The organism is Acuticoccus sediminis (assembly GCF_003258595.1).
GTDB lineage: Bacteria > Pseudomonadota > Alphaproteobacteria > Rhizobiales > Amorphaceae > Acuticoccus > Acuticoccus sediminis.
This window is the reverse complement of the sequence record NZ_QHHQ01000003.1, coordinates 262,583-283,975: the sequence shown is the minus strand read 5'-3', so window position 1 is coordinate 283,975 and position 21,393 is coordinate 262,583. Positions and strand designations below refer to the sequence as shown.

The following is a 21,393-nucleotide window of genomic DNA, read 5'->3' as shown; positions in this document are numbered from 1 at the left end:
AACGCGCTTCAAACGAAAATACCACGCTCAGCACCACGGTCCGTGCCACGCCGGAGTGGTTGAACGCCCTCACGATTTCAAATGATGGGAGTGGGGCGCCGTGGCCGACGTTTCAAACGGGACCGTCGAAGTCGAAACCTGTGATCTCTGCATCATCGGAGCCGGGATCGCGGGCCTCAACGCGCTGTTCGTGGCCGCGCAGTATCTCGCCAGCACCGACAAGGTGATCCTCATCGACCGCAAGGGCGGGCCGGGCGGGATGTGGACGGAGATCTACGACTACGCGCGCCTCCATCAGCCGCACCCCGCCTTCACCGTCGGCGACATGTCCTGGGGCTGGTCGCGCCCGGCCCACTACCTGTCGACCGGGGCGGAGGTGGCCGCGCACCTCGCCGCCTGCTTCACGCAGCTTCGCGACAAGGTGAACCTCGTCGACTACTTCGCGCACACCGCCACGCGGTGCGACGAGGTGTCGGTCGGCGAGGGGCGGACCGCCGTGCGCGTCGAGATCCACCCGAACGACGCGCCGGAGCGGCGGCGCATCATCACGGCGAAGAAGGTGATCCGCGCCATCGGGTTCGACATCCCGGCGCTGGAGCCGCTGCCGCTACAGAGCAACTACGTCCTGTCGACGACGCCGCAGCGCCTCAGCGCCGACGGGGTGTTCGACACGCGCGCGCCGGTCTACATCGTCGGCGGCGGCAAAACGGGCATGGACACCGCGCACGCGCTGGTGGAGCGCACGCCGCGGCGACGCATCACGCTGCTGAACGGCAACGGCACCGTCTTCGCCAACCGCGACATCCTCGCCCCGGCGGGGATGCGCACGTGGTGGCGCGGGCGGCTCTTCACGTCGATTTTCCGCGACCTCGCGATGCGGTTCGACGGCACCAACGCGGACGACGTCTTCGACCACTTCCGCACGACCTCCAGCGTGAGCCTCGACCCGAGCGACAAGCAGTTCTTCTTCGGCATCCTGTCCGAGGCGGAGGTGGACGAGCTGGACTGGGGTCTCGACCAGATCGTCAACGACTACCTGGAGGACGTGGTCGACGGGGACCGCGGGACGATGGCCGTGCTGCGGGGCGGGGGGCGCCTGCCCGTCGTGCCGGGCAGCATCTTCGTGAACTGCACCGGGCATATGCTGCGCCACAACCACCCCTACGAGCCGTACCTCTCCGAGCGGGGGGCGGTGCTGTCGATCACGCCCCGGTCGATGACGCACTTCCTGACGAGCATGGCGGGCTACCTGCTGTCCCACCTCTTCCTGTCGGACACGCTGAAGGACGCGGAGCTTTACGCGCTCGACGGCGAGGCGCTGCGGCGGCAGGGCGGGCACATCTACCAGACCAGCCTGTTCTCGCTGACGTTCCTCAACACGATCATCGCCCACGAGGCACTGCCCTTCCGTGCGATGAACCGCTGCGGGCTCGACTTCGACCGGATCTACCCGCTCCACCGCCGCGTCCCGGCGATGATCGACGTGAAGCGGAACGGCTCGCGGTACGTGAAGCACTGCCGCACGTCCCTCGACCGGGTGCGCGACACCTACGGCGTCCAGTGCGGGCCGCTGAAGATGGCGGCGTAGGCGGGGCGCCGACCTAGCTCGCGTCCTCGCCGGCGTGCACGGCGAGCCAGACCGTCGGGGTGTCCGGCGCCGTGTACGTGACGCGGTGGCGGACGTGTCGGGGGAGGAACAGCCAGTCCCCGCGGCCGAGCCGGCGCGGCTCGGCCTCACCGTGGATGAGGATCGCCGCCTCGCCGGCGAACACCAGCACCCACTCGTCCCACGCCTGATCGTACCACTCCGACCCGGGCGTGCTGTGGCCGCGCGAGACGATCCGTTCGACGCGCACGCCCGGCAAGGTCAGCAGCGTCGCGAACTCCTCCTCCGCGGCGCCGGCGGCGGGGAGGGCGGCGAAGAGGTTTCCGGTGGCCGGGAGCATCGGTCCGTCGGTCATCTCGGGAAACATCCCTGCCGGACACGCCCCGATTGGCGCATCACCAATTCAGTAGCTTAGCAGATTTCCTCATTGGGCGATCGGCACGGTTTGGTCACATCCGTGTCATGTCTGGCTCTGAATGGTCGCAAGTGTGCACCATGACGCTTGTTTTGTTGCGTCAGCTGCAGTTTATTGTGGCTGATTCGTGCGTCCATGAACTTTAGGGTGTGCGGATCCAACCAGAATGACAATTTGGGGGGAGGCCCGGTTTCCGGTCATGACAGTTCTTTCCAATCGTCTCGCCATCGATGGCGGCCCCCCTGTCCGCACGGCTCCGCTCCCCTGGGAACTGCCCGGGGCTCACTTCATCGGCGCCGAGGAACGCGCGCTCGTCGACGCCGTGGTCGACGCGAAGAGCCCCTTCAGGTTCTACGGGCCGGACCTGCAGGGCATGGTCGCCACGCTCGAGCGGGAGTGGTGCGAAGCGTTCGGGCATCGCCATGCGCTCGGCGTGTCCTCCGGCAGCGCGGCGCTCTCGATCGCGATGTCGGCGCTGCAGATCGGGCCCGGCGACGAGGTCCTGATCCCCGGCTACCTCTGGGTTTCGTGCGCGAGCGCCGTGGTGACGGCCGGCGCAATTCCCCGTCTGGTCGACATCGACGAGACGTTCTGCATGGACCCGGACGATCTCGCCCGCAAGATCGGGCCGCACAGTCGCGCCGTGCTGATCGTCCACATGAGCGGCGCGCCGGGGCGGGTGGACCGTCTGGTCGAGGTCGCGCGGGCGCACGGCCTCGCCGTCATCGAGGACTGCGCGCAGGCCTCGGGCGGCAGGTTCCGCGGCACCTCGGTCGGGCGGAGCGGCGACATCGGGATCTTCTCGTTCCAGCTCAACAAGAACATGACGTCCGGCGAGGGCGGCGTGGTCGTCACCGACGACGATGCGCTCGCGCGGCGGATGGTGGCGCTCCACGACCTCGGCTATCCGCGCACCGCGGCCGGCCGGCTCGACGTGTCCGACCCCGAGTGCCAGCTCTGGGGCAAGGGCGCCCGCATGTCCGAGCTCGCCGGGGCAATGGCGCTCGGCCAGTTCCGCAAGCTGCCACAGATCACCGGGGCGATGCGCTCCGCCAAGTGGGCGATCCGCAAGCGGCTCGAGGGCCTGCCGGGGGTCACATTCCGGACGATCGTCGACCCCGAGGGCGACAGTGGCCCGTTCCTGATCGCGACCTTCAGGTCCGCCGAGGCGGCCGAATTCACGGTCAACGCGCTGCGGGCCGAGGGAATCAAGGGGCCCGAGGGCAGCCTCGCGTGCCTGACGATGCGCGAGTTCGGCCTCCACTGGTACTACAACATCCCGAGCCTGGTGCAGAAGCGCTCCAACAGCCGCGACGGCTTCCCCTGGACGCATCCCGCCAACGCCTTCGCCAGCGACTACGCGTACGGCCGCGGCACCCTCCCGGTCGCCGACGACCTCAGCGACCGCGCGATGATCCTGTCGATCGCCTCGAACCTCTCCGCCGCCGACGTCGACGACATCGTGACGGCGTTCGCCAAGGTCCTCGCCGCGACGGCGGACCGCTTCTAAGCCTCACGGCCAAGCCCCCAGCAAGAAGGAAGGCAGGCATGAAGCACCTGTCGAGCGTGCTCACCACCTCCATCGAGAGCGTCGCCAAGTCGGCCGTCGCCATCGACGTCGTCGTCGTCGGCTCCGGTCCAGCCGGCGTGACCACGGCCATCGAGGTCGCCCGGGCGGGATACTCCGTCGTCATCTTCGAGGCCGGGCCGTTCGTGATCCCCGCCCACGTCGGGTCGATGCCGTTCCGCTCGCGCGACGACATCACCCCGCGGATTCACGAGCTGGTCCGCTACAAGACCGCCTGGGACAGCAACCCGAACCTCGATGCCGACAAGCCGCGGCCGCTCAACAACGACGCCTGGGCGGCGGTCGGCGGGCGCTCGCTGTTCTGGGGCGGCTGCACGCCCCGCTTCGCCGAATGGGACTTCGCCGACTGGCCCATCGACGCGGCCGACATGGCCCCGTTCTACGACCGGGCGGAAGAGATCATGCACGTTTCCGGCCGGGCGCCGGAGCGGCCGCCGTTCTTCCGCGGCGAGAAGCAGTCCGCGCTGCTGGAACGGCTGGCGAAAGCCGGGATCGGAGCGACCCACGCCGCCCTCGGCGTCGACACGCGCGAGGCGCTCAACGGCTACATGCCGCGCGGCTTCGACTGCGCCATCGACCGCCTCGTGCGTTCGGGCCTGCTCGCCACCGAGGTGACGCACGGCGCCATCGTCCTCGTGCCCGAAGCACCGGTCGACCGCGTGGTGGCGCCGGAGGGGCACGCCGACGGCGTCATCGTCTCCGACCCCGACGGCGGGATGCGCTACCGGATCCGCGCCAAGCACGTGGTGCTGGCGGGCGGGGCGATCCAGTCGACGCGCCTGGCGCTCGCGTCCGGCCTCGACGCGCTGCACCCGTCGGTCGGCAAGTACGTGGCGGACCACCTCTTCGTGCAGGGTCTATTCAAGCTGAAGGCCCCGATGGGCTCGCCCATCTACGCCTTCGTCGACCCGACGCCGGAGCGGCCGTTCCACGTCCAGATCCAGGGCCCGTTCCCGGAGACCTGGTACACGCCCTACCACGCCACGGTCTGGCTCGACTGCGACCCTGAGGGCCTCTACCTCCTCGTCTACTGCTTCGGGGTCGGGGAACCGAGCGAGAACAACGTCGTGATGCAGACGCGCTGCAGGTCGGACGCGCCGGGCGATCTCGGCCAGTACTGCGTCGTCGCCGACAGGACCCGGAACGACCGCAAGGTCCTGAAGGCGATGGAGGCCTTCCTGCCCGATCTCGCCGAGGCCATGGGCGCGGAGTGCGTCCGCTCGCAGATCAACCCCGCGGGCTCGGCGCTGCACGAGATCGGCGGCCTGCGCATGGGCGCGACCGCGAAGGACGGCGTGGTGGACACCTACGGCTGCTTCCACGCGCTGCCGAACCTCTCGGTCGCGGACGCGGCGGCCTGGCCCTCGCAGGGTTCGGCCAACTCCTACCTCACCATCGTCGCCTGGGCACTGCGGCAGGCGGGCGAGGTCGTCGAGCGGCTGAAGGCGTCATGACGCTCGGTTCGGCCCTGTTGCGCCTGATCGCGCTGGCGGCGCTCTTCGGCTTCCTGTTCGGCTTCGACGAGGGGATCATCGCCGGGGCGCTGCCGTTCATCTCCACCACCTTCACCGTCACGCCCGCGTCCGAGGGGCTGATGACGGCGGCGGTACCGCTGGGCGCCGTGCTCGGCGTGGTGCTGGCTGCCGTCTACTCCGACCGGCTCGGACGGCGGCGCGTCCTGATGCTGTGCGCGCTGGTGTTCGTGGCGGGCTCGATCCTGTCCGGCGCGGCGGACGGAATGGAGATGCTGACCCTGTCGCGCCTCCTGCTGGGCATCGCGATCGGCGCCTCGTCCATGGCGGCGCCGATGTTCCTGGCCGAGCTGGCGCCGCCGGCGGTTCGCGGCGCCGTCGTCAGCGCCTTCCAGCTCATGATCACGGTCGGCATCCTGATCTCCTACCTGGTCAGCCTCGGCCTCGCGCCGTTCGAGCAGTGGAGAGTGATGCTCGCGCTCGGGATGGTCCCGGCGGCGGTGGCGTTGGTCGGCATCCTGCGCAGCCCCGAAAGCCCGCGCTGGCTGGTCCTTCGGGGGCGGGACGACGAGGCCCGCGCGACGATCGCCAAGCTCGAGCCGACCCGCTCGCCGGTCGATATCGAGCACCTGGTGAAGGAGATCCGCGCCAACATCGCCCACACGCCGGACGCCGCACGGTGGGGCGCCTTCCTGGCGCCGCGGGTCCTACCGGTCGTCGTCTTCGCGATGGTGCTGTTCTTCCTGCAGCAGCTCTCCGGCATCAACGCCGTCATCTACTACGCGCCGAAGATCATGAGCGAGGCGGGGCTGCCGGGCGTGCATGCCCAGCTCTTCGCGACCGTGGGCATCGGCACCCTCAACGTCGCGATGACGATCGTCGCGATGATGGTGGTGGACCGGATGGGACGCCGGCCGCTGCTGATCGGCGGCTTCGTCGGCGCCGCGGCCTCGCTGGCGTTCATCGCCTATACCTTCGCGACGCCGGAGAACGACTCGATCATCGCGCTCGCCGGCCTCGTCGCCTACATCGCCTTCTTCGCCGTCTCGCTCGGGCCGCTTCCGTGGCTCTACATGTCGGAGCTTTTCCCGATCCGGCTGAAGACGCGCGGCATGGCGCTCGCGGCCTGCGCGAACTGGGCGATGAACTTCCTCGTGGTCTTTCTCTTCCCCGTGGTGCTCGCCGGGGCGGGGGCGGCGGTCACATTCGGCATCTTCGCCGCGTTCTGCGCCTTCGGCGTGGTGTTCGCCTACCTGATGGCACCGGAGACGAAGGGCGTCTCCCTCGAGGAGATCGAGCGCACCCTGGAAGCGCCCGTTGGCTGATCCGGCCGCGCATGGCGGACGGCGGAGCGGCGCCATTGCGGCTCCGGTCCTGCTGACCGGCGCGGTCACGACGGTCTTCGGGTTGATGTTCGGCTTCTCCACGGCGGTGATCGCCGGGGTGCTCGACGACGTCGCCGCCGTCTACGGGCTCGACACCGGCGCGACCGAGGCCGTCGTCACCTCGCTGGTGATCTCGTGCTTCTTCGGGGCGATCCTGGCGAGCCCGCTGTCGGCCCGGCTCGGCCGCAAGCCGGCGCTCGCCATTGCCGGCGTGCTGGCGCTTGCCGGCTATACCGCGATCCTTGCGGGACCGACGCTCGCCGTCCTCGTCGCCGGGCGCATCGCGATCGGCCTCGCTGTCGGCCTCTCGTCGATGGTGGCGCCGATGTATGCGGCGGAGGCGACACCGGCGCGTTTCCGCGGCGCTGTCGTCTCGCTGTACCAGCTCGCCGTCACGGTCGGGATCCTCGCGGCCTACGCGACGCCGCTCTTCCTGTCGGCGGCCCTGGTCTGGAACCAGCTCGTCGGCCTCGGCGTGATCATCGGCGTCATGGGTATCGTCGTCGCGTTCGCCGTGCCGGAGAGCCCGCTCTGGCTGTCGCGCCACGGGCGGACGGCCGAGGCGGAGGCCGCCGCGCGCTTCCTCGGCGTTGCGGATGTCGCGCGGCATGCGGCGCCGGAGGAGGGCGGGGCGGTCCGCCTCGCGGCCGTGATGGCCGGGTCCATCCCCATGGTGCTGACGCTGGCCGGCGGCATGTTCATCCTTCAGAACCTCAGCGGGATCGACGGCATCCTCTACTATGCCCCGAAGATCTTCGAGGGCCTCGGCTTCGAGGCCGGCACGGCGGCTCTCACGGCCACCTTCGTCCTCGGCGCGGTCAACGTCGCCGCGACGGTGGGTGCGATCCTCGCCGTCGACCGGTGCGGGCGCCGTCCGCTGCTGCTCGGGGGCAGCGCTGTCATGGTGGTCGGACTTTCGGCGGTGGTGTTCGCACTGCTGACCGGCAACGCCCTCGCCGGCTTCCTCGGCCTGGCGCTCTATATCGCCGCGTTCGCGGTGAGCCTCGGCCCGCTGCCGTACGTGATGATGTCGGAGCTCTTCCCGTCGCGGATCCGCGAGCCCGGCATCGCCGCCGCGTCGGCGACGAGCTGGCTGTTCAATGCCGCCGTCGCCTTCTTCTTCCTGTCGGCGGTCGAGACGTTCGGCTCCGGCGCCGTCTTCGGCTTCTTCGCCGCCGTCTGCGTCCTCTCCTTCCTGGTCGGCCTGTTCGCCGTCCCGGAGACGCGCGGCGTTCCGCTCGAGGACATCGAGGCCCGCGTCCTCGCCGGCACCCCCCTCCGCCACCTCGGAGAGTAGCGGAGCACCGCGGGAAGTCCGCCGGCGCACCACCATCCCGCGATCAGCGCGGCGGCGGCCGTTCCGGCGTCCGGACCGTTCCCAGCGGGGCGCCGCTGCGGCCTCTTGCGGGACCGGACGCGGCGCTTCGGCGCGCGGGGCGGCTGAACCGGTGATCGCGGGCGCCGGGTCTTCCTGCCGTGCGGGCCGGCCGGTACAGTCGCGCGGATATCACTCGAACGACTGGAGTTGCTGATGATCACGCGCTCTCGCCGTGCCCTCGGCACAACGTTGATCCTCACCCTCGCGCTGTGCGCGGCGGCGGCTGCCCCGGCGGCGGCCCACGACGCGCAGGGGGTCGGCGGCGGACTGGTCTCCGGCTTCATGCACCCCATCCTCGGCTGGGACCACGTTGCGGCGATGGTCGCGGTGGGGCTGCTCGGCGCGGTCCTCGGCGCACCGGCGATCTACCTGCTGCCGATCGAGTTTCCGCTCGTCATGGCGGGCGGCGGGGCGCTCGGCGTGGCGGGGGTGCCGCTCCCGGGGGTGGAGGTCGGCATCGCGGCATCCGCGCTGGTGCTCGGGCTGATGGTTGCGGCGGGGCGGCCCATTCCGCTCTGGCTCGCGGCGATCGTCGTCGGCGTCTTCGCGGTGTTTCACGGTCACGCCCACGGGACAGAGCTTCCGGTCGCGGCTGATGCGCTCTCCTTCGGCATCGGGTTCGTGGTCGGCACCGGCCTCCTGCACCTCGCCGGCATCGTGCTGGGGCTCGCCTGGCGGTGGAATGCCGGGAAGGTTGTGGTGCGGGCCGCCGGCGGCATGATCGCCGTGGCGGGCATCGCCTTCCTCACGGGGACGGCCTGACCCGGGCCGCAACCGCCGGGACCGCTGGTCCCGGCGCCATCCGCCGGCGAAGATAGCCGGACGGCGCGGGTGTGACCCGGGACCCGGCGCCATCCGCGCCGGGGCGGTATCAGATGTCGAGCGCCTCGGCCGAGGCGAACTCGGCGTTCTCCTGGATGAAGGCGAAGCGCGCCTCGGGCTTGTTGCCCATCAGCCGGTCCACAGTCGCCTTCGTCTCCTCGCCCTCGGAGACGATCATCACCCGCAGCATGGTGCGCGACGAGGGATCCATCGTCGTCTCCTTGAGCTGCGCCGGCATCATCTCGCCGAGGCCCTTGAAGCGGCCGATCTCCATCTTCTTGTCGGCCTTGAACTCGGTCGCGAGGAGCTCCACCCGGTGGGCGTCGTCGCGGGCGTAGAGCGTCTTGGCGCCCTGCGTCAGCTTGTAGAGCGGCGGGACCGCCAGGAAGAGGTGGCCGGCGTCGATGAGCCCGCGCATCTCACGGTAGAAGAAGGTGATGAGGAGCGAGGCGATGTGCGCGCCGTCGACGTCCGCGTCAGTCATGACGATGACGCGCTCGTAGCGCAGCTTGGAGACGTCGAAGTCCTTGCCGGTGCCGCAGCCGAGGGCGAGGACGAGGTCGGCGAGCTGCTGGTTCGCCATCACCTTCTCGCGCCCGGCGTTGGCGACGTTGAGGATCTTGCCGCGCAGAGGGAGCACCGCCTGGGTGGCCCGCTGGCGCGCCTGCTTGGCCGAGCCGCCGGCCGAGTCGCCCTCGACGATGAAGATCTCCGTCCCGTGGGCCTTCTGCTGCGTGCAGTCGGCGAGCTTGCCGGGAAGGCGCGTGCGCCGGGTGGCCGAGCGACGGGCGACGTCCTTCTCGGCGCGGCGGCGCATGCGATCGTCCGCCTTCTCGATCACCGCGTCCATCACGAAGCCGGCGCGCTGCGGATCCTTGGCGAGCCACTCCTCGAACGCCTCGCGCACCGCGTTCTCGACCTGACGCGTCGCCTCGGTGGTGGAGAGCTTGTCCTTCGTCTGGCCGACGAATTCCGGCTCACGCACGAAGACGGACAGCATCGCCGCGATGGAGGCCATCACGTCGTCGCCGGTGACGCCGGGTATCTTCTTGTTGCCGACCCGCTCGCCGTGCGCCTTGAGGCCCTTCAGGATCGCGGACCGCAGGCCGTTCTCGTGGGTACCGCCCTCGGGCGTCGGGATCGTGTTGCAGTAGGAACGGGAGAACTCGTCCACCGACACGAAGCCGATCGCCCACTCCACCGAGCCCTTGCGCCCGGCCTGGCCGGCGCTGCCGGAGAACAGCTCGTCGATGACCTTCGGGCGGCCCTTCAGCTCGTCGGCGAGGTAGTCGGCGAGGCCGCCGGGGAAGTGGAACTTCGCGTCCGCGGGCGGCGCGTCGGTGCCGACGAGGAGCTCCGGGTCGCAGTGCCAGCGCAGCTCGACGTTGGCGAAGAGGTAGGCCTTCGCCCGCGTCATCGCGAAGAGCCGCTTGGGCGAGAACTTGAGATCCTTGAAGATCTGCGGGTCCGGGTGGAAGGCCACGGTGGTACCGCGCCGGTTCGGCGCCGCGCCCACCTCGACGAGCGGCGCTTCCGGCACGCCGCGGCAGAAGGTCTGGCGGTAGAGCTTCTTGCCGCGCGCGACCTCGACGACGAGCCTGTCCGACAGCGCGTTCACCACCGAGACGCCGACGCCGTGGAGGCCGCCGGACGCCTCGTAGGCCTTGGAGTCGAACTTGCCGCCGGCGTGCAGCGTGGTCATGATGACCTCGAGGGCGGACTTGTCCGGGAACCGCGGGTGCGGCTCGACCGGAATGCCGCGCCCGTTGTCGGTCACCGCCAGCATGTCCTTGGAGAGGCGCACCTCGATCCAGGTGGCGTGGCCGGCGACGGCCTCGTCCATGCAGTTGTCCAGAACCTCGGCGAAGAGGTGATGCAGCGCCCGTTCGTCGGTGCCGCCGATGTACATGCCCGGCCGGCGCCGGACCGGCTCCAGGCCTTCCAGGACTTCGATGTCGGCTGCCGAGTAGCCCCCGTCCTCGCCGGACGGGACCGGAGCGACCTTGGCCGGCTTCGGCTTGGGTGTCGCCGGGGCCATCTCGCTCTTGCGCTCGGGTTTCGAGCTGCCGCCGCCGAAAAGGTCCTGATCCATCCAATCCCCCTTGTCGCCCAAGACGGTAGCGCAGCCGGCTCCGTGTTGCGATGCCGGCTGGCCAGTTCACCCCAGAAACCACCGGTTTTCCGCGCCGCGGAGCCCCGCGGACGGCTCGTGGAGGGTATCCCCGGGCTGCCTACGCCGACCTTCGATACCGTGTCGACCCGAAAAAGGTTAACGCCGTGCTAGGACTTGTCCGCGCGGCGACGCGTCTCGCGCCGCGCGACCTGCTCGTAGGACGTGCCGAGGAGGCGGTCCCAGAACGTCCAGAACAGGCCGAAGTTGGCGTTCTCGTTGCGGTAGTGATGCAGCATGTGGTGCCGCTTGACGACGTTGAGGAGTCCGCTCGTCATCCTCATGTGGTGCGTGCCGAAGTGGACGAGCTCCTGCGCCACGTAGTTCATCGACCCCGACACGACCGAAATCAGCCACGCCGCCTTCAGCGGCTGCGGCATGACGAGGACCGCGAGCGCCAGGACGGCGCAGAGGATGACGACCGGCGTCTGGACCGCGTTGATCGCGGCCTTGTAGTCGGACGGCTCACGATGGTGGCGCATGTGGTGCCGGCCGACGTCCGCGGTGATGAAGCGGACGAACCTGTTCTCCGGCTCCCAGTGGTAGAGGAAGCGGTGCATCAGGTACTCGACCAGGCTGTAGACGGCGATCCCGTACACCGCGCCGAGCACCAGCTCGAGCGGCCCCCGCGCCAGCCATACGGCGATCCCGCCGACGAGAAGCCAGAACGGCACCCACATCCTGAAAAGCTTGCGGGTCGTCCTGTAGGTGACGAGGTCGAGGACGGTGCGGCTGCGGGAGGCCGTCTGGCGCGGCGTTCCCTCATCGTCGACGAGCACCCGAGCGTCGGTCATGAGCCGTCCTTATCGACCCGCGCAACAAATAACCTGTGGTGACCCGGACAGTATCGGAGAACCCAGGCGTTAAATGCAATTCAAATTGCATAAATCGCTCGCGCGGCGGTGGTGCCGGGATGGCGGAGGCACCGTGTGGGCACTTGCGGGGCTGTACCGACTTCTGCTGCGATAGGCAGTCCGGACGATGGGAATGTCCAACGGCGCGCACAAAGGATCGCTTATGCCGGACGAACGCCTCAACCGCATCGCCCCCGACTTCACGCTCCCCGCGACCGACGGCTCGACGGTCTCGCTGGAGAGCGTGCGGGGCGAGAAGGGGACCGTGGTCGCCTTCATCTGCAACCATTGCCCCTACGTGGTCTCATCGGTGCGGCGCATGGTGGAGGACGCCAAGGCGCTGGCGGGCGACGGTGTCGGCTTCGTCGCCATCTGCGCCAACGACGCACAGCGGTACCCGGCCGATTCGTTCGAGCGCATGAAGGTCTTCGCCGAAACGCACGGCTTCACCTTCCCCTACCTCCACGACGAGGACCAGTCGGTGGCACGCGCCTACCAGGCGGCGGTGACGCCGGACTTCTTCGGCCTCGATGCGGACGGGGTGATCAAGTATCGCGGCCGAATGGACGCGGGGCAGACGAGCGCGCCGCCGCCGGACGCCCCGCGCGAGCTCCTCCTCGCGATGCGCCAGATCGCGGCGAGCGGGGAGGGGCCGTCGGGCCAGAAGCCGCCGGCGGGCTGCTCCATCAAGTGGAAATGAGCGGTCCGGGCGTCGCCTGCCTCAGCGGGCGGGGCGGGTCGGGCCCTTGTACTGCGAGCCGAGGAACTTGTCCCACAGCGGCATGATGGTGGCGAAGTTGGCGTCGTCGTCGCGGTAGTGGTGCAGCATGTGGTGGCGCTTCCACCAGCCGAGGACCGGCCCGTTCATCGGCAGGTGATGGACCGCGAAGTGCATGAGATCGTTGGCGACGTAGCAGGTCGCCGCGCCGAAGATGAAGGCGAACGACTGTTCGTAGGGGATCGGCAGCACGAAGGCGATCAGCGACGAGACGACCGTCACCACGAAGGCCGGCTTCTGCTGGTTCACCGCGCCCTTGGGGTGCGCCGGCTCCTTGTGGTGGTCGAGGTGCATGCGGCTGAGGTCGAACGTCATGCGCCGCACGAGCATCCGGTAGGGGCCGCTGTGCAGGTGCCAGCGGTGGATCGCGTACTCCAGGAACGAATAGTAGACGAAGCCGATCAGCGCGCTCAGCGCCACGGTCCACAGCGAGTCGGAACTGACGATGGCGATCACCAGGATCAGCGAAAGCAGCGGTGTCCAGACCTTGGCGATCTTGCGGATGAGGCGGTTGTCCAGCGCGTCGCGCAAGGACATGGTGCGGGGGCTTTCAGCGAGCGCCATGTGAATGCGACCTCGTGCGGTACTCACGGCAGTGCGGTACGTTTGCGGAGATTTCGGTCCCGACGGAGCGGCAAAGATTAAGGTCGCCCTCGATCAAAGTCCATCCGTTGTGACCGATGTACACCTTGCCAGATCACGCTTGGCGTGCAAGCGGATGACCGCAAATCACACGCTGCCGGATCGAGCCGGCCACCAACGAACAGCGGAGAACGCAAAATGGACGCGCGCACCCTCATCAAGGACCGGTTGCCTTCGCGGTATGTGACCGAAGGTCCCGCGCGTGCCCCGCACCGCTCGTACCTCTACGCGATGGGCCTCACGAAAGAGGAGATCCATCAACCGCTGGTCGGCGTCGCGACCTGCTGGAACGAGGCTGCCCCCTGCAACATCGCGCTGATGCGCCAGGCGCAGTCGGTGAAGAAGGGCGTCGCCGCGGCCCACGGAACCCCGCGCGAATTCTGCACCATCACCGTCACCGACGGCATCGCGATGGGCCATCAGGGCATGAACGCCTCGCTGGCGTCCCGCGACCTGATCGCCGACTCGGTCGAGCTGACCATGCGCGGCCACTGCTATGACGCGCTGGTCGGCCTCGCCGGCTGCGACAAGTCCCTGCCGGGGATGATGATGGCGATGGTGCGCCTCAACGTTCCGGCGATCTTCCTCTACGGCGGCTCGATCCTGCCGGGCTCCTTCCGTGGCCAGCAGGTGACCGTGCAGGACCTCTTCGAGGCGGTCGGCAAGCACTCCGTCGGCGACATGTCGGACGATGACCTCGACGAGCTGGAGCAGGTGGCCTGCCCGTCCGCCGGCGCCTGCGGCGCGCAGTTCACCGCCAACACCATGGCGACCGTGTCGGAGGCGATCGGCCTCGCCCTGCCGTATTCGGCCGGCGCTCCCGCCCCGTACGAGATCCGCGACAAGTTCTGCTTCACGGCCGGCGAGGCGGTGATGGAGCTCGTGAAGACGAATATCCGCCCGCGCGACATCGTCACCCGCAAGGCGCTCGAGAACGCGGCGACGGTCGTCGCGGCGACGGGCGGTTCGACCAACGCGGGCCTGCACCTGCCGGCGATCGCCCACGAGGCGGGGATCGAATTCGACCTCCACGACGTCGCCGAGGTGTTCAAGCGCACCCCGTACATCGCCGACCTGAAGCCGGGCGGGAAGTACGTCGCGAAGGACCTCTTCGAGGCCGGCGGCATCCCTCTCGTCATGAAGGCGCTGCTCGACGGCGGCTACCTGCACGGCGACCAGATGACGGTCACCGGCCGGACCATCGCCGAGAACATGGAGAAGGTGCGCTGGAACGCGGAACAGGACGTCGTCTACCCGACGTCCAAGCCGCTCTCGCCGACCGGCGGCGTCGTCGGCCTGAAGGGCAACCTCGCGCCCGAGGGGGCGATCGTGAAGGTCGCCGGCATGAAGAACCTCGTGTTCACCGGCCCGGCCCGCTGCTTCGACCGTGAGGAAGAGTGCTTCGCCGCCGTCAACAAGCGCGAGTACAAGGAAGGCGAGGTCCTCGTGATCCGCTACGAGGGTCCGCGCGGTGGCCCCGGCATGCGCGAGATGCTGTCGACCACGGCCGCGCTCTACGGCCAGGGCATGGGCGACAAGGTGGCCCTCATCACCGACGGCCGCTTCTCCGGCGCGACGCGCGGCTTCTGCGTCGGCCACGTCGGGCCCGAGGCGGCGGTGGCCGGCCCGATCGGCCTGCTGAAGGACGGCGACATGATCACCATCGACGCCAACGTCGGCACGATCAGCGTCGACCTGTCGGACGAGGAACTCGAGAAGCGCCGCGCCGACTGGAAGCCGCGCGACACGGCGTTCCAGTCCGGCGCGATCTGGAAGTACGCCCAGCAGGTCGGCCCCGCCGAGAAGGGTGCCGTCACGCACCCCGGCGGCAAGGTCGAGGTGAAGGCGTACGCGGACATCTAAGACCCGGTCGGGCGCCGCGTCGTTCCGTCGCGGCGCCCCGCCCTCCGGCGGGCCGGGCCTGCCCCGGTGCGGGGCCGTCGGCGGCCGGTAACGCCCGGGGCTCTTGAAGCGGCGGGAAGGTCCTATAGGATCTTCTTATCCGACAAAGGAGCCCACCATGCGACCGATCCTTCTCGCTGCGGCCTTCGGACTTTTCGCTTTGCCGGCCGCCGCCCAGTCCACGGGCGACCAGGCGGCGCAGCCCGCCGCCACCCCCGCCCCGCAGGAAAGCTCGGCGATGACCCCGGCTGCGGCCGACGCCACCGCCACCCCGCCGACCCCGCGCTACAACATGATCCGCTCCATCTCCGACGATGGCGGCTACTCGGGCTGCTCGCACAGGATGGCCTCTCCGGTCTCCTGATCGCGCCAGCCTCTCGACCTGGAGATTTGAGCCACCGTGCCGAAGGCGCTGATTTTCGATGTTTTCGGCACGCTGGTCGACTGGCGGGGTTCCATCGCCCGCGGCCTCGCGCCGTGGGTGCCGGACGCTGACGCGCGTTCGGCCTTCGCCGACCTGTGGCGCGCGCGCTACCAGCCCTCGATGGAGGAGGTGCGCTCCGGCCGCCGGCCGTTCGTGCCGCTCGACACCCTGCACCGCGAGAACCTCGACGCCGTCATCGACGACACGGGCTCGACGATCCCCGAGGGCGACCGCGAGACGGTCAACCTCCTGTGGCACCAGCTCGACGGGTGGCCGGACGTTGCCGGGGGGCTCGCGCGCCTCGGGCGCACCTTCATCCTCTGCCCGCACTCCAACGGCAATGTCCGGCTGATGCTCGACATGGCGCGGCACAACGGCTGGCGCTGGGACGCGATCCTGGGCGCGGAGACCACGGGCCACTACAAGCCGCGGCCGGAGAGCTACACCCGCGCGGCGGAGATCCTGATGCTGCCGCCGGGCGAGGTGATGATGGTCGCCGCCCACAACGGCGATCTCGCCGCGGCCCGTGCCTGCGGCCTCGCCACCGCCTTCATCCCTCGCCCGACCGAGCACGGCGCGGGCCAGACGATCGACCTCGAGGCCGAGGCGGACTGGGACGTGGTGGCGCGCGATCTCGACGATCTCGCGGACAAGCTCGGCGCATGAGCGACGGCGCGAAGGGCCCGGCAATCACCATCACCTATTGCACCCAGTGCAACTGGCTGCTGCGGTCGGGCTGGATGGCGCAGGAGCTTCTGTCGACCTTCGGCACCGACCTCGGCTCGGTCACCCTGGTGCCGGGCACCGGCGGCGTGTTCGAGATCACCGTCGACGGCGAGACCATCTGGGAGCGCAAGCGCGATGGCGGCTTTCCCGATGTGAAGGCGCTGAAGCAGCGGGTCCGCGACCACGCGTTTGCGGACCGGGACCTCGGCCACCTCGACCGCTGAGGTCGGGACGGGGAGGGCGATCCTCCCCGCCGCGCGTCTCAGGCTTCCAGGACCGGCTGGAAGCCTCCGAAGATCATGCGCTGGCCGTCGAAGGGCATCGGGCTGGCGCCGGGCTGCATGCGCGGGTCCTCCATGATGGCCTTCCAGCCGGCGTCGCGCGTCGGCTTGTCGGGCCACATGATGAAGGCGAAGACCACCACCTCGTCGTCGGCCTTCTTCACCGCCATCGGCAGCGAGGTGACCTTGCCGTCGGGCACGTCGTCACCCCAGCACTCCATGATCTTGATGGCCCCGTGGTCCTTGAAGACGACGGCGGCGTCGGCGGCGTGCTTGATGTACTTCTCGCGGTTCGCGGCCGGAACCGCGGCAACCATGCCATCCAGGTAGCTCATCGCATCTCTCCTCAGGCGCTGACGGATTGGGACTGCATGTCCTTGAACGCGGCGTAGTCCATCCACATCACTTCCCAGATGTGCCCGTCCGGATCCTCGAAGGACCGGCCGTACATGAAGCCGTGTTCCTGCGTCGGTCCCGGGTCGGCGACGCCGCCGGCCGAAACCGCGTTCTCGACCGCCTTGTCCACCGCCTCGCGGCTCTCCTGCGACAGGCAGAGCAGGGTCTGCACGCTGTCGCGGCCGGCGATGGAGCGCGTGGTGAACTCGGAAAATTTCTTGTGGGTCAGCAGCATGACGTGGATCGCATCGGAGAATGTCATGCCGGCCGAGGTACCGTCTTCGCAGAACTCGTTCCGCTTGGCGCCGACCGCCTCGTAGAACGCAACCGCCCGATCGAGATCCGTCACGGGCAGGTTGACGAAGATCATTTGTGTCATGGGGTTCCTCCCTTTGGGTTTGTCGGATATCGCACGATGAGTTATCTATTACAACTATGAAGTCAGAAAAAATAACTAATCCTGATTCTGACGCCATCGGCTGGAGCTACAACGACTCCTGCGGCGCGGCGCACGCGCTCGACCTGGTGGGCGAGCGATGGGCTCTCCTGGTCATGCGGGAGATGATGTTCGGGCCGAAGCGGTTCACCGATCTCAAGGCGAGCCTGCAGGGCATCAGCGCCAACGTCCTGACGCAACGTCTGACGAAGCTGGAGGCGCTCGGGATCGTGGAGCGGGTCACGCTGCCGCCGCCGGCCGGCCGCGCCTACCGGCTGACGCCGTGGGGCGAGGAGGCGCGGCCGATCTTCATGGTGCTCGGACGCTGGGGCGCACGCTCGCCGATGCACGATCGAACGCAGCACCTGAGCGCCGCCTCGATGATGCTTTCGTTCGAAACGATGTTTTCGGCGGAGAGCGCGGAGGGCGTGACGCTGGCGGTTTCGATTGCGATCGGCGCGGAAGAGTTCCGCATCCGGGTCGCGGGCGGCACGCTCACCGTGGAGCGGGGCGGGCGGGCACCCGTGGACGCCTCCATCGCTGCCCCGTCGGCCCCCCTGATCGCGGCATGGGTCTACGGCGGGGTGCCGCTGGAGGCGCTGGAGCCGGAGGGTGTCCGCGTCGACGGCGATCGTGATGCATTGGCAACGTTCCGCACCCTGTTCGTGCTTCCGCCTACATTGGGGCTGGAGACTGCGTCGGACGGGGGTTGCGAATAAGGCGAATCATGACAACATCATGCCGTGTCCAACGCATCGAAAGGAGGTGATCCAATGTCGAGTGGGATTCTGAAGCGGGCGGCGACGTCTGGATCGAATCAGCGGACGACGGAGCAGCCTCTTTCCATCCGCTGACCGGTCGGGCCTTGCCGGACGTATTCGTCCGCTGAAGCTCACGGGGGGTCGCGCAGGCGACCCCCTTATCAGCAAATGCTGAACCAGAGACATGCGAGACGCCGAGGCGCCTCACATGCGGTTTCGACGGGTCGCGAAAGCGGCCCTTTTTCGTTTCTGCCCGAAGTCATCACCCACGAATATCCGGCGGGCACGAGGTTCCGGGCCGTCCGTCCGGCGCCAGCAGCGGCGCCGCGGGGAGCGCGCTGCTGGCGCTCCTCGGATCGCTTCCCTGCTCAGGCCTCCGCGGGACTGCGGGTGGCGAGGAGGGCGAGCCCCTCGTCCGTCACCGTCACCATCGTGGTTCCGTTGGCGCGGACGCACTGTATGAGGCCGCGGTCCACCGCATCCTCCCACACCGGAAGGCGCGGGCAGGACGTGCGCCACACGTCCATCGTCTCGCGGTAGGTGCGGGGGGCCTTAACGGTCCATTCGAGAAGGTCGAGGACCAGGGATTCGGGTCCGTTCATCACAACCCCTTTTCATCCGGACGCACTGCCGGCCGGGCGCCGACACCGTGCGGTCGTTACCAGGAGTTGCATCATACCTAAGGCACCCGCCCGTGGCCAAGCATCATATTGCGGGTCGAGCGACCGGAGCGGTCAGACGTCGAGCGTGACCATGACGGGGACGTGGTCCGACGGCTTGGTCCAGCCGCGGGTATGCTTCTCGACCGTCACGCTCTCCAGACGATCCGCGGCGAAGGGCGAGAGCATGATGTGGTCGATGCGGATGCCGTTGTTCTTCTGCCAGGCGCCGGCCTGATAGTCCCAGAACGTGTAGATCCCTTCCGACCGGTCGACGGCGCGCTGCGCGTCGAGATAGCCGAGGTTCACCAGCGCGCGGTGGCGGGACCGGCTCTCCGGCTGGAAGAGGGCGTCGTCGACCCAGCGATCCGGGTGGCGGGCGTCCATCGGCTCGGGAATGACGTTGTAGTCGCCCGCGAGCACGATGGGCTCGTCGGTGGCGAGGAGCTCCCCGGCGTGGGCGAGCATCCGGTCCATCCAGGCGAGCTTGTAGCCGAACTTCGGGCTGTCCACCGGGTTGCCGTTGGGCAGATACAGGCTCACGACACGCACGGCGCCGGTGTCGGTCGAGACGGTCGCCTCGATCCAGCGGGCGTGCTCGTCCTCCTCGTCGCCCGGGAGGCGGCAGGTGATGTCCTCCAGCGGGCGCTTGGAGAGGAGCGCCACGCCGTTGAACCCCTTCTGCCCGTGCGTCGCGACGTTGTAGCCGAGTCGCTCGACCGCCTCGGTCGGGAACGTCTCGTCCTGGCTCTTGATCTCCTGCAGGCAGACGACGTCGGGAGCGGATTCCTCCAGCCACTTGGTGAGGCTGTCGATCCGCGCCTTGACGCCGTTGATGTTCCAGGTCGCGACGGTGAGCATCTGTAGCCTTAGAAGAGCGAGAACGAGGTGCCGCAGCCGCAGGACGACTGGGCGTTCGGGTTCTTGATCTGGAAGGACTGGCCCATCAGGTCGTCCACGAAGTCGAGCTGGGCGCCGGCGAGGAAGGGCAGGGACACCGGGTCCACCACGACCGTCGCGTCCTCGCCCTCGAGGACGAGGTCTTGGCCGTCCGGCCCGTCGACCAGGTCGTAGCGGTACTGGAAGCCGGAGCAGCCGCCGCCCTCGACGGACACGCGGAGCGCCCTCGCCGGTTCGGTGGCCAGGATCTTGGCGACGCGCTTGAACGCGCCGGGGGTGACTGAAAAGGATGCGTCGGTCATTGCGCCTCCTCCATGGGCTGGGACACTCAACCCATATAGTGTCGTTCGGGCGAACGAAATGCCCCCGCGCAACGCAGGACCGCTCTGTCCCACGCACATTGGCCCGCCGGCAGCGCGGCGCGCCGGGCCGCGCGCGCAACGTGTTAATGCGCCGGAAGCCGGAAACGTGCAGGGTTTGCGTCCTGATTCGGTTGACGAACACCCCGGCTGAACCCGGCGGGCAACGCCAAGGAGGCAACATGCAGAACGTGCGACCCTCGCCGCGCCTGCTGGCGCCGTTCGCGATGCACCCCAAGAACAGCCGTGGCCGGCGCATCCCCGAACCCTCGTCGGCGACGCGCACAGCCTTCCAGCGCGACCGCGACCGCATCGTGCACTCGACCGCCTTCCGCCGCCTGACGCACAAGACGCAGGTGTTCATCTCCACCGACGGCGACCACTTCCGCACCCGGCTGACGCACTCGCTGGAGGTGGCGCAGATCGCCGGTTCCATCGCCCGCGTCCTGTCGCTCGACGAGGACCTGACCGAGGCGGTCGCACTCAGCCACGACTTCGGCCACACCCCCTTCGGCCACGAGGGCGAGGACGTGCTCGACCGGCTGATGGCGGACTACGGCGGCTTCGACCACAACGTCCAGGCCTACCGGATCGTCACGCGGCTGGAGCGGCGCTACGCCCACTTCGACGGGCTGAACCTGACGTTCGAGACGCTGGAGGGCCTCGTCAAGCACAACGGCCCGCCGGAGCCGGACGCACTCCTTTTCCTGACGGACCCCGAGGTGGCGGACCTCGATCTCACGTGCCAGGCAGGGCTCGAGGCACAGACAGCGGCGATCTCCGACGACATCGCCTACAACGCGCACGACATCGACGACGGCCTTCGCTCCGGCCTCCTGTGCTTCGAGACGCTGCGCGAGGTACCGCTCATCGCCGAGATCCTCGCCGGCGTGGACGCCGAGGCGCCGGGGATCGACGCCGCGCGCCGCACCCACGAGCTCGTCCGCCGCCTGCTGACCCGCATGATCGAGGACGTCATCGCCGAGACGGTGCGCCGGATCGCGCGGGCGGGGATCGCGACGTCCACGGACGTCGCGGCGCAGCCGGGGCCGATGGTCGCCTTCTCCGACCCGATGGCCGCGTCCGAGAGGGCGCTGAAGCGGCTGCTGTTCGCGAACCTCTACCGCCACCCGCGCGTGCTCGAGGTGCGGGAGAGGGCGGCGCGGGTAATGGCCGAGCTCTTCGAGGTCTACGCCAGCGATCCGTCGCTCCTGCCGGCGTCCTGGCGCGACGAGGCCGACGGCGACGCCCGCCGCCTGCGCCGCACGTGCGACTACATCGCCGGGATGACCGACCGCTTCGCTCTGACCGAACATCGCCGGCTGATCGGCGGGACGCCGGATCTCTCCACCCCGTCGGCCTGACAAGCTGCAATCGAGCCTGATGGGTTAGCCCTGTCGGACCGGATCGCTGCATCGCCGCAGCGGACGCGGGTCAAC

General features: G+C 69.0%; 22 protein-coding genes. 13 read left to right on the top strand and 9 right to left on the bottom strand.

Features of this window, described 5'->3' with window-relative positions; genetic code table 11:
• Positions 1–100 precede the first annotated feature (100 nt).
• Positions 101–1,588 (top strand): FAD-dependent oxidoreductase, encoded by a 1,488-nt coding sequence (locus DLJ53_RS15555; protein WP_111346805.1) that lies wholly within the window; start codon positions 101–103, stop codon positions 1,586–1,588.
• A gap of 13 nt (positions 1,589–1,601) precedes the next feature.
• Here the strand turns inward: DLJ53_RS15555 and DLJ53_RS15550 are convergent, their stop codons facing one another.
• The gene (locus DLJ53_RS15550; RefSeq protein WP_202913185.1) at positions 1,602–1,961 is read right to left on the bottom strand and encodes a cupin domain-containing protein; all 360 of its coding nucleotides are present in this window, start codon (positions 1,959–1,961) and stop codon (positions 1,602–1,604) included.
• Between the two features lie 259 nt (positions 1,962–2,220).
• Between DLJ53_RS15550 and DLJ53_RS15545 the strand changes: the two genes are divergently transcribed.
• The 5 genes from DLJ53_RS15545 to DLJ53_RS15525 all read left to right on the top strand — a co-directional run bounded on the left by DLJ53_RS15545 (position 2,221) and on the right by DLJ53_RS15525 (position 8,606).
• Positions 2,221–3,531 (top strand): DegT/DnrJ/EryC1/StrS family aminotransferase, encoded by a 1,311-nt coding sequence (locus DLJ53_RS15545; protein ID WP_111346803.1) that lies wholly within the window; start codon positions 2,221–2,223, stop codon positions 3,529–3,531.
• Positions 3,532–3,569: 38 nt separating this feature from the next.
• Positions 3,570–5,063: a GMC oxidoreductase gene (locus tag DLJ53_RS15540; RefSeq protein ID WP_111346801.1), complete on the top strand. Its 1,494-nt coding sequence runs from the start codon at positions 3,570–3,572 to the stop codon at positions 5,061–5,063.
• Positions 5,060–6,406 (top strand): sugar porter family MFS transporter, encoded by a 1,347-nt coding sequence (locus DLJ53_RS15535; protein ID WP_111346799.1) that lies wholly within the window; start codon positions 5,060–5,062, stop codon positions 6,404–6,406. The genes DLJ53_RS15540 and DLJ53_RS15535 overlap by 4 nt, the downstream gene beginning before the upstream one ends.
• The gene (locus DLJ53_RS15530; RefSeq protein ID WP_202913184.1) at positions 6,399–7,763 is read left to right on the top strand and encodes a sugar porter family MFS transporter; all 1,365 of its coding nucleotides are present in this window, start codon (positions 6,399–6,401) and stop codon (positions 7,761–7,763) included. Before DLJ53_RS15535 ends, DLJ53_RS15530 begins: the two co-directional genes overlap by 8 nt.
• Before the next feature lie 234 nt (positions 7,764–7,997).
• Positions 7,998–8,606, top strand: a complete 609-nt coding sequence (locus tag DLJ53_RS15525) for a HupE/UreJ family protein (RefSeq protein WP_111347807.1) — start codon at positions 7,998–8,000, stop codon at positions 8,604–8,606.
• Between the two features lie 109 nt (positions 8,607–8,715).
• Here the strand turns inward: DLJ53_RS15525 and parE are convergent, their stop codons facing one another.
• Both parE and DLJ53_RS15515 read right to left on the bottom strand, forming a co-directional pair.
• Entirely contained in the window at positions 8,716–10,758 is a 2,043-nt protein-coding gene (parE, locus tag DLJ53_RS15520) for a DNA topoisomerase IV subunit B (RefSeq protein WP_111346797.1), read from the bottom strand.
• 188 nt (positions 10,759–10,946) lie between these two features.
• The gene (locus tag DLJ53_RS15515) at positions 10,947–11,630 is read right to left on the bottom strand and encodes a sterol desaturase family protein (protein ID WP_111346795.1); all 684 of its coding nucleotides are present in this window, start codon (positions 11,628–11,630) and stop codon (positions 10,947–10,949) included.
• Between the two features lie 223 nt (positions 11,631–11,853).
• On the opposite strand from DLJ53_RS15515, the gene DLJ53_RS15510 reads away from it, so the two are divergent.
• Positions 11,854–12,390, top strand: coding sequence for a thioredoxin family protein (locus DLJ53_RS15510; protein WP_111346793.1), 537 nt, complete (start codon positions 11,854–11,856; stop codon positions 12,388–12,390).
• A 21-nt stretch (positions 12,391–12,411) separates the two neighbouring features.
• Here the strand turns inward: DLJ53_RS15510 and DLJ53_RS15505 are convergent, their stop codons facing one another.
• The gene (locus tag DLJ53_RS15505; RefSeq protein WP_111346791.1) at positions 12,412–13,032 is read right to left on the bottom strand and encodes a sterol desaturase family protein; all 621 of its coding nucleotides are present in this window, start codon (positions 13,030–13,032) and stop codon (positions 12,412–12,414) included.
• Positions 13,033–13,248: 216 nt separating this feature from the next.
• On the opposite strand from DLJ53_RS15505, the gene ilvD reads away from it, so the two are divergent.
• The 4 genes from ilvD to DLJ53_RS15485 all read left to right on the top strand — a co-directional run bounded on the left by ilvD (position 13,249) and on the right by DLJ53_RS15485 (position 16,386).
• Complete coding sequence (gene ilvD, locus DLJ53_RS15500; protein WP_111346789.1) at positions 13,249–14,973, top strand: dihydroxy-acid dehydratase; 1,725 nt, start codon at positions 13,249–13,251, stop codon at positions 14,971–14,973.
• A gap of 157 nt (positions 14,974–15,130) precedes the next feature.
• Positions 15,131–15,376 (top strand): hypothetical protein, encoded by a 246-nt coding sequence (locus tag DLJ53_RS15495; protein WP_111346787.1) that lies wholly within the window; start codon positions 15,131–15,133, stop codon positions 15,374–15,376.
• A 36-nt stretch (positions 15,377–15,412) separates the two neighbouring features.
• Positions 15,413–16,102, top strand: a complete 690-nt coding sequence (locus DLJ53_RS15490; RefSeq protein ID WP_111346785.1) for a haloacid dehalogenase type II — start codon at positions 15,413–15,415, stop codon at positions 16,100–16,102.
• Positions 16,099–16,386 carry an Rdx family protein gene (locus tag DLJ53_RS15485; RefSeq protein WP_111346783.1) on the top strand — a complete coding sequence of 96 codons (288 nt, stop codon included), beginning with the start codon at positions 16,099–16,101 and terminating at the stop codon, positions 16,384–16,386. The genes DLJ53_RS15490 and DLJ53_RS15485 overlap by 4 nt, the downstream gene beginning before the upstream one ends.
• A gap of 38 nt (positions 16,387–16,424) precedes the next feature.
• Here DLJ53_RS15485 and DLJ53_RS15480 read toward each other — a convergent pair whose 3' ends face one another.
• Together DLJ53_RS15480 and DLJ53_RS15475 are read right to left on the bottom strand one after the other, a co-directional pair.
• On the bottom strand, positions 16,425–16,778 hold the full coding sequence (locus DLJ53_RS15480) for a DUF1428 domain-containing protein (protein ID WP_111346781.1): 354 nt from the start codon (positions 16,776–16,778) through the stop codon (positions 16,425–16,427).
• Positions 16,779–16,789: 11 nt separating this feature from the next.
• On the bottom strand, positions 16,790–17,218 hold the full coding sequence (locus DLJ53_RS15475) for a VOC family protein (RefSeq protein ID WP_111346779.1): 429 nt from the start codon (positions 17,216–17,218) through the stop codon (positions 16,790–16,792).
• Positions 17,219–17,274: 56 nt separating this feature from the next.
• On the opposite strand from DLJ53_RS15475, the gene DLJ53_RS15470 reads away from it, so the two are divergent.
• Positions 17,275–17,994, top strand: a complete 720-nt coding sequence (locus DLJ53_RS15470; protein ID WP_111346777.1) for a winged helix-turn-helix transcriptional regulator — start codon at positions 17,275–17,277, stop codon at positions 17,992–17,994.
• A gap of 410 nt (positions 17,995–18,404) precedes the next feature.
• On the opposite strand, the gene DLJ53_RS15465 is transcribed toward DLJ53_RS15470, so the two are convergent.
• The 3 genes from DLJ53_RS15465 to DLJ53_RS15455 all read right to left on the bottom strand — a co-directional run bounded on the left by DLJ53_RS15465 (position 18,405) and on the right by DLJ53_RS15455 (position 19,897).
• On the bottom strand, positions 18,405–18,638 hold the full coding sequence (locus tag DLJ53_RS15465; RefSeq protein ID WP_111346775.1) for a hypothetical protein: 234 nt from the start codon (positions 18,636–18,638) through the stop codon (positions 18,405–18,407).
• 132 nt (positions 18,639–18,770) lie between these two features.
• Positions 18,771–19,556 (bottom strand): exodeoxyribonuclease III, encoded by a 786-nt coding sequence (xth, locus tag DLJ53_RS15460; protein ID WP_111346773.1) that lies wholly within the window; start codon positions 19,554–19,556, stop codon positions 18,771–18,773.
• Between the two features lie 8 nt (positions 19,557–19,564).
• The gene (locus DLJ53_RS15455; RefSeq protein ID WP_111346771.1) at positions 19,565–19,897 is read right to left on the bottom strand and encodes a HesB/IscA family protein; all 333 of its coding nucleotides are present in this window, start codon (positions 19,895–19,897) and stop codon (positions 19,565–19,567) included.
• A gap of 239 nt (positions 19,898–20,136) precedes the next feature.
• On the opposite strand from DLJ53_RS15455, the gene DLJ53_RS15450 reads away from it, so the two are divergent.
• Positions 20,137–21,318 carry a deoxyguanosinetriphosphate triphosphohydrolase gene (locus tag DLJ53_RS15450; protein ID WP_111346769.1) on the top strand — a complete coding sequence of 394 codons (1,182 nt, stop codon included), beginning with the start codon at positions 20,137–20,139 and terminating at the stop codon, positions 21,316–21,318.
• Positions 21,319–21,393 lie beyond the last annotated feature (75 nt).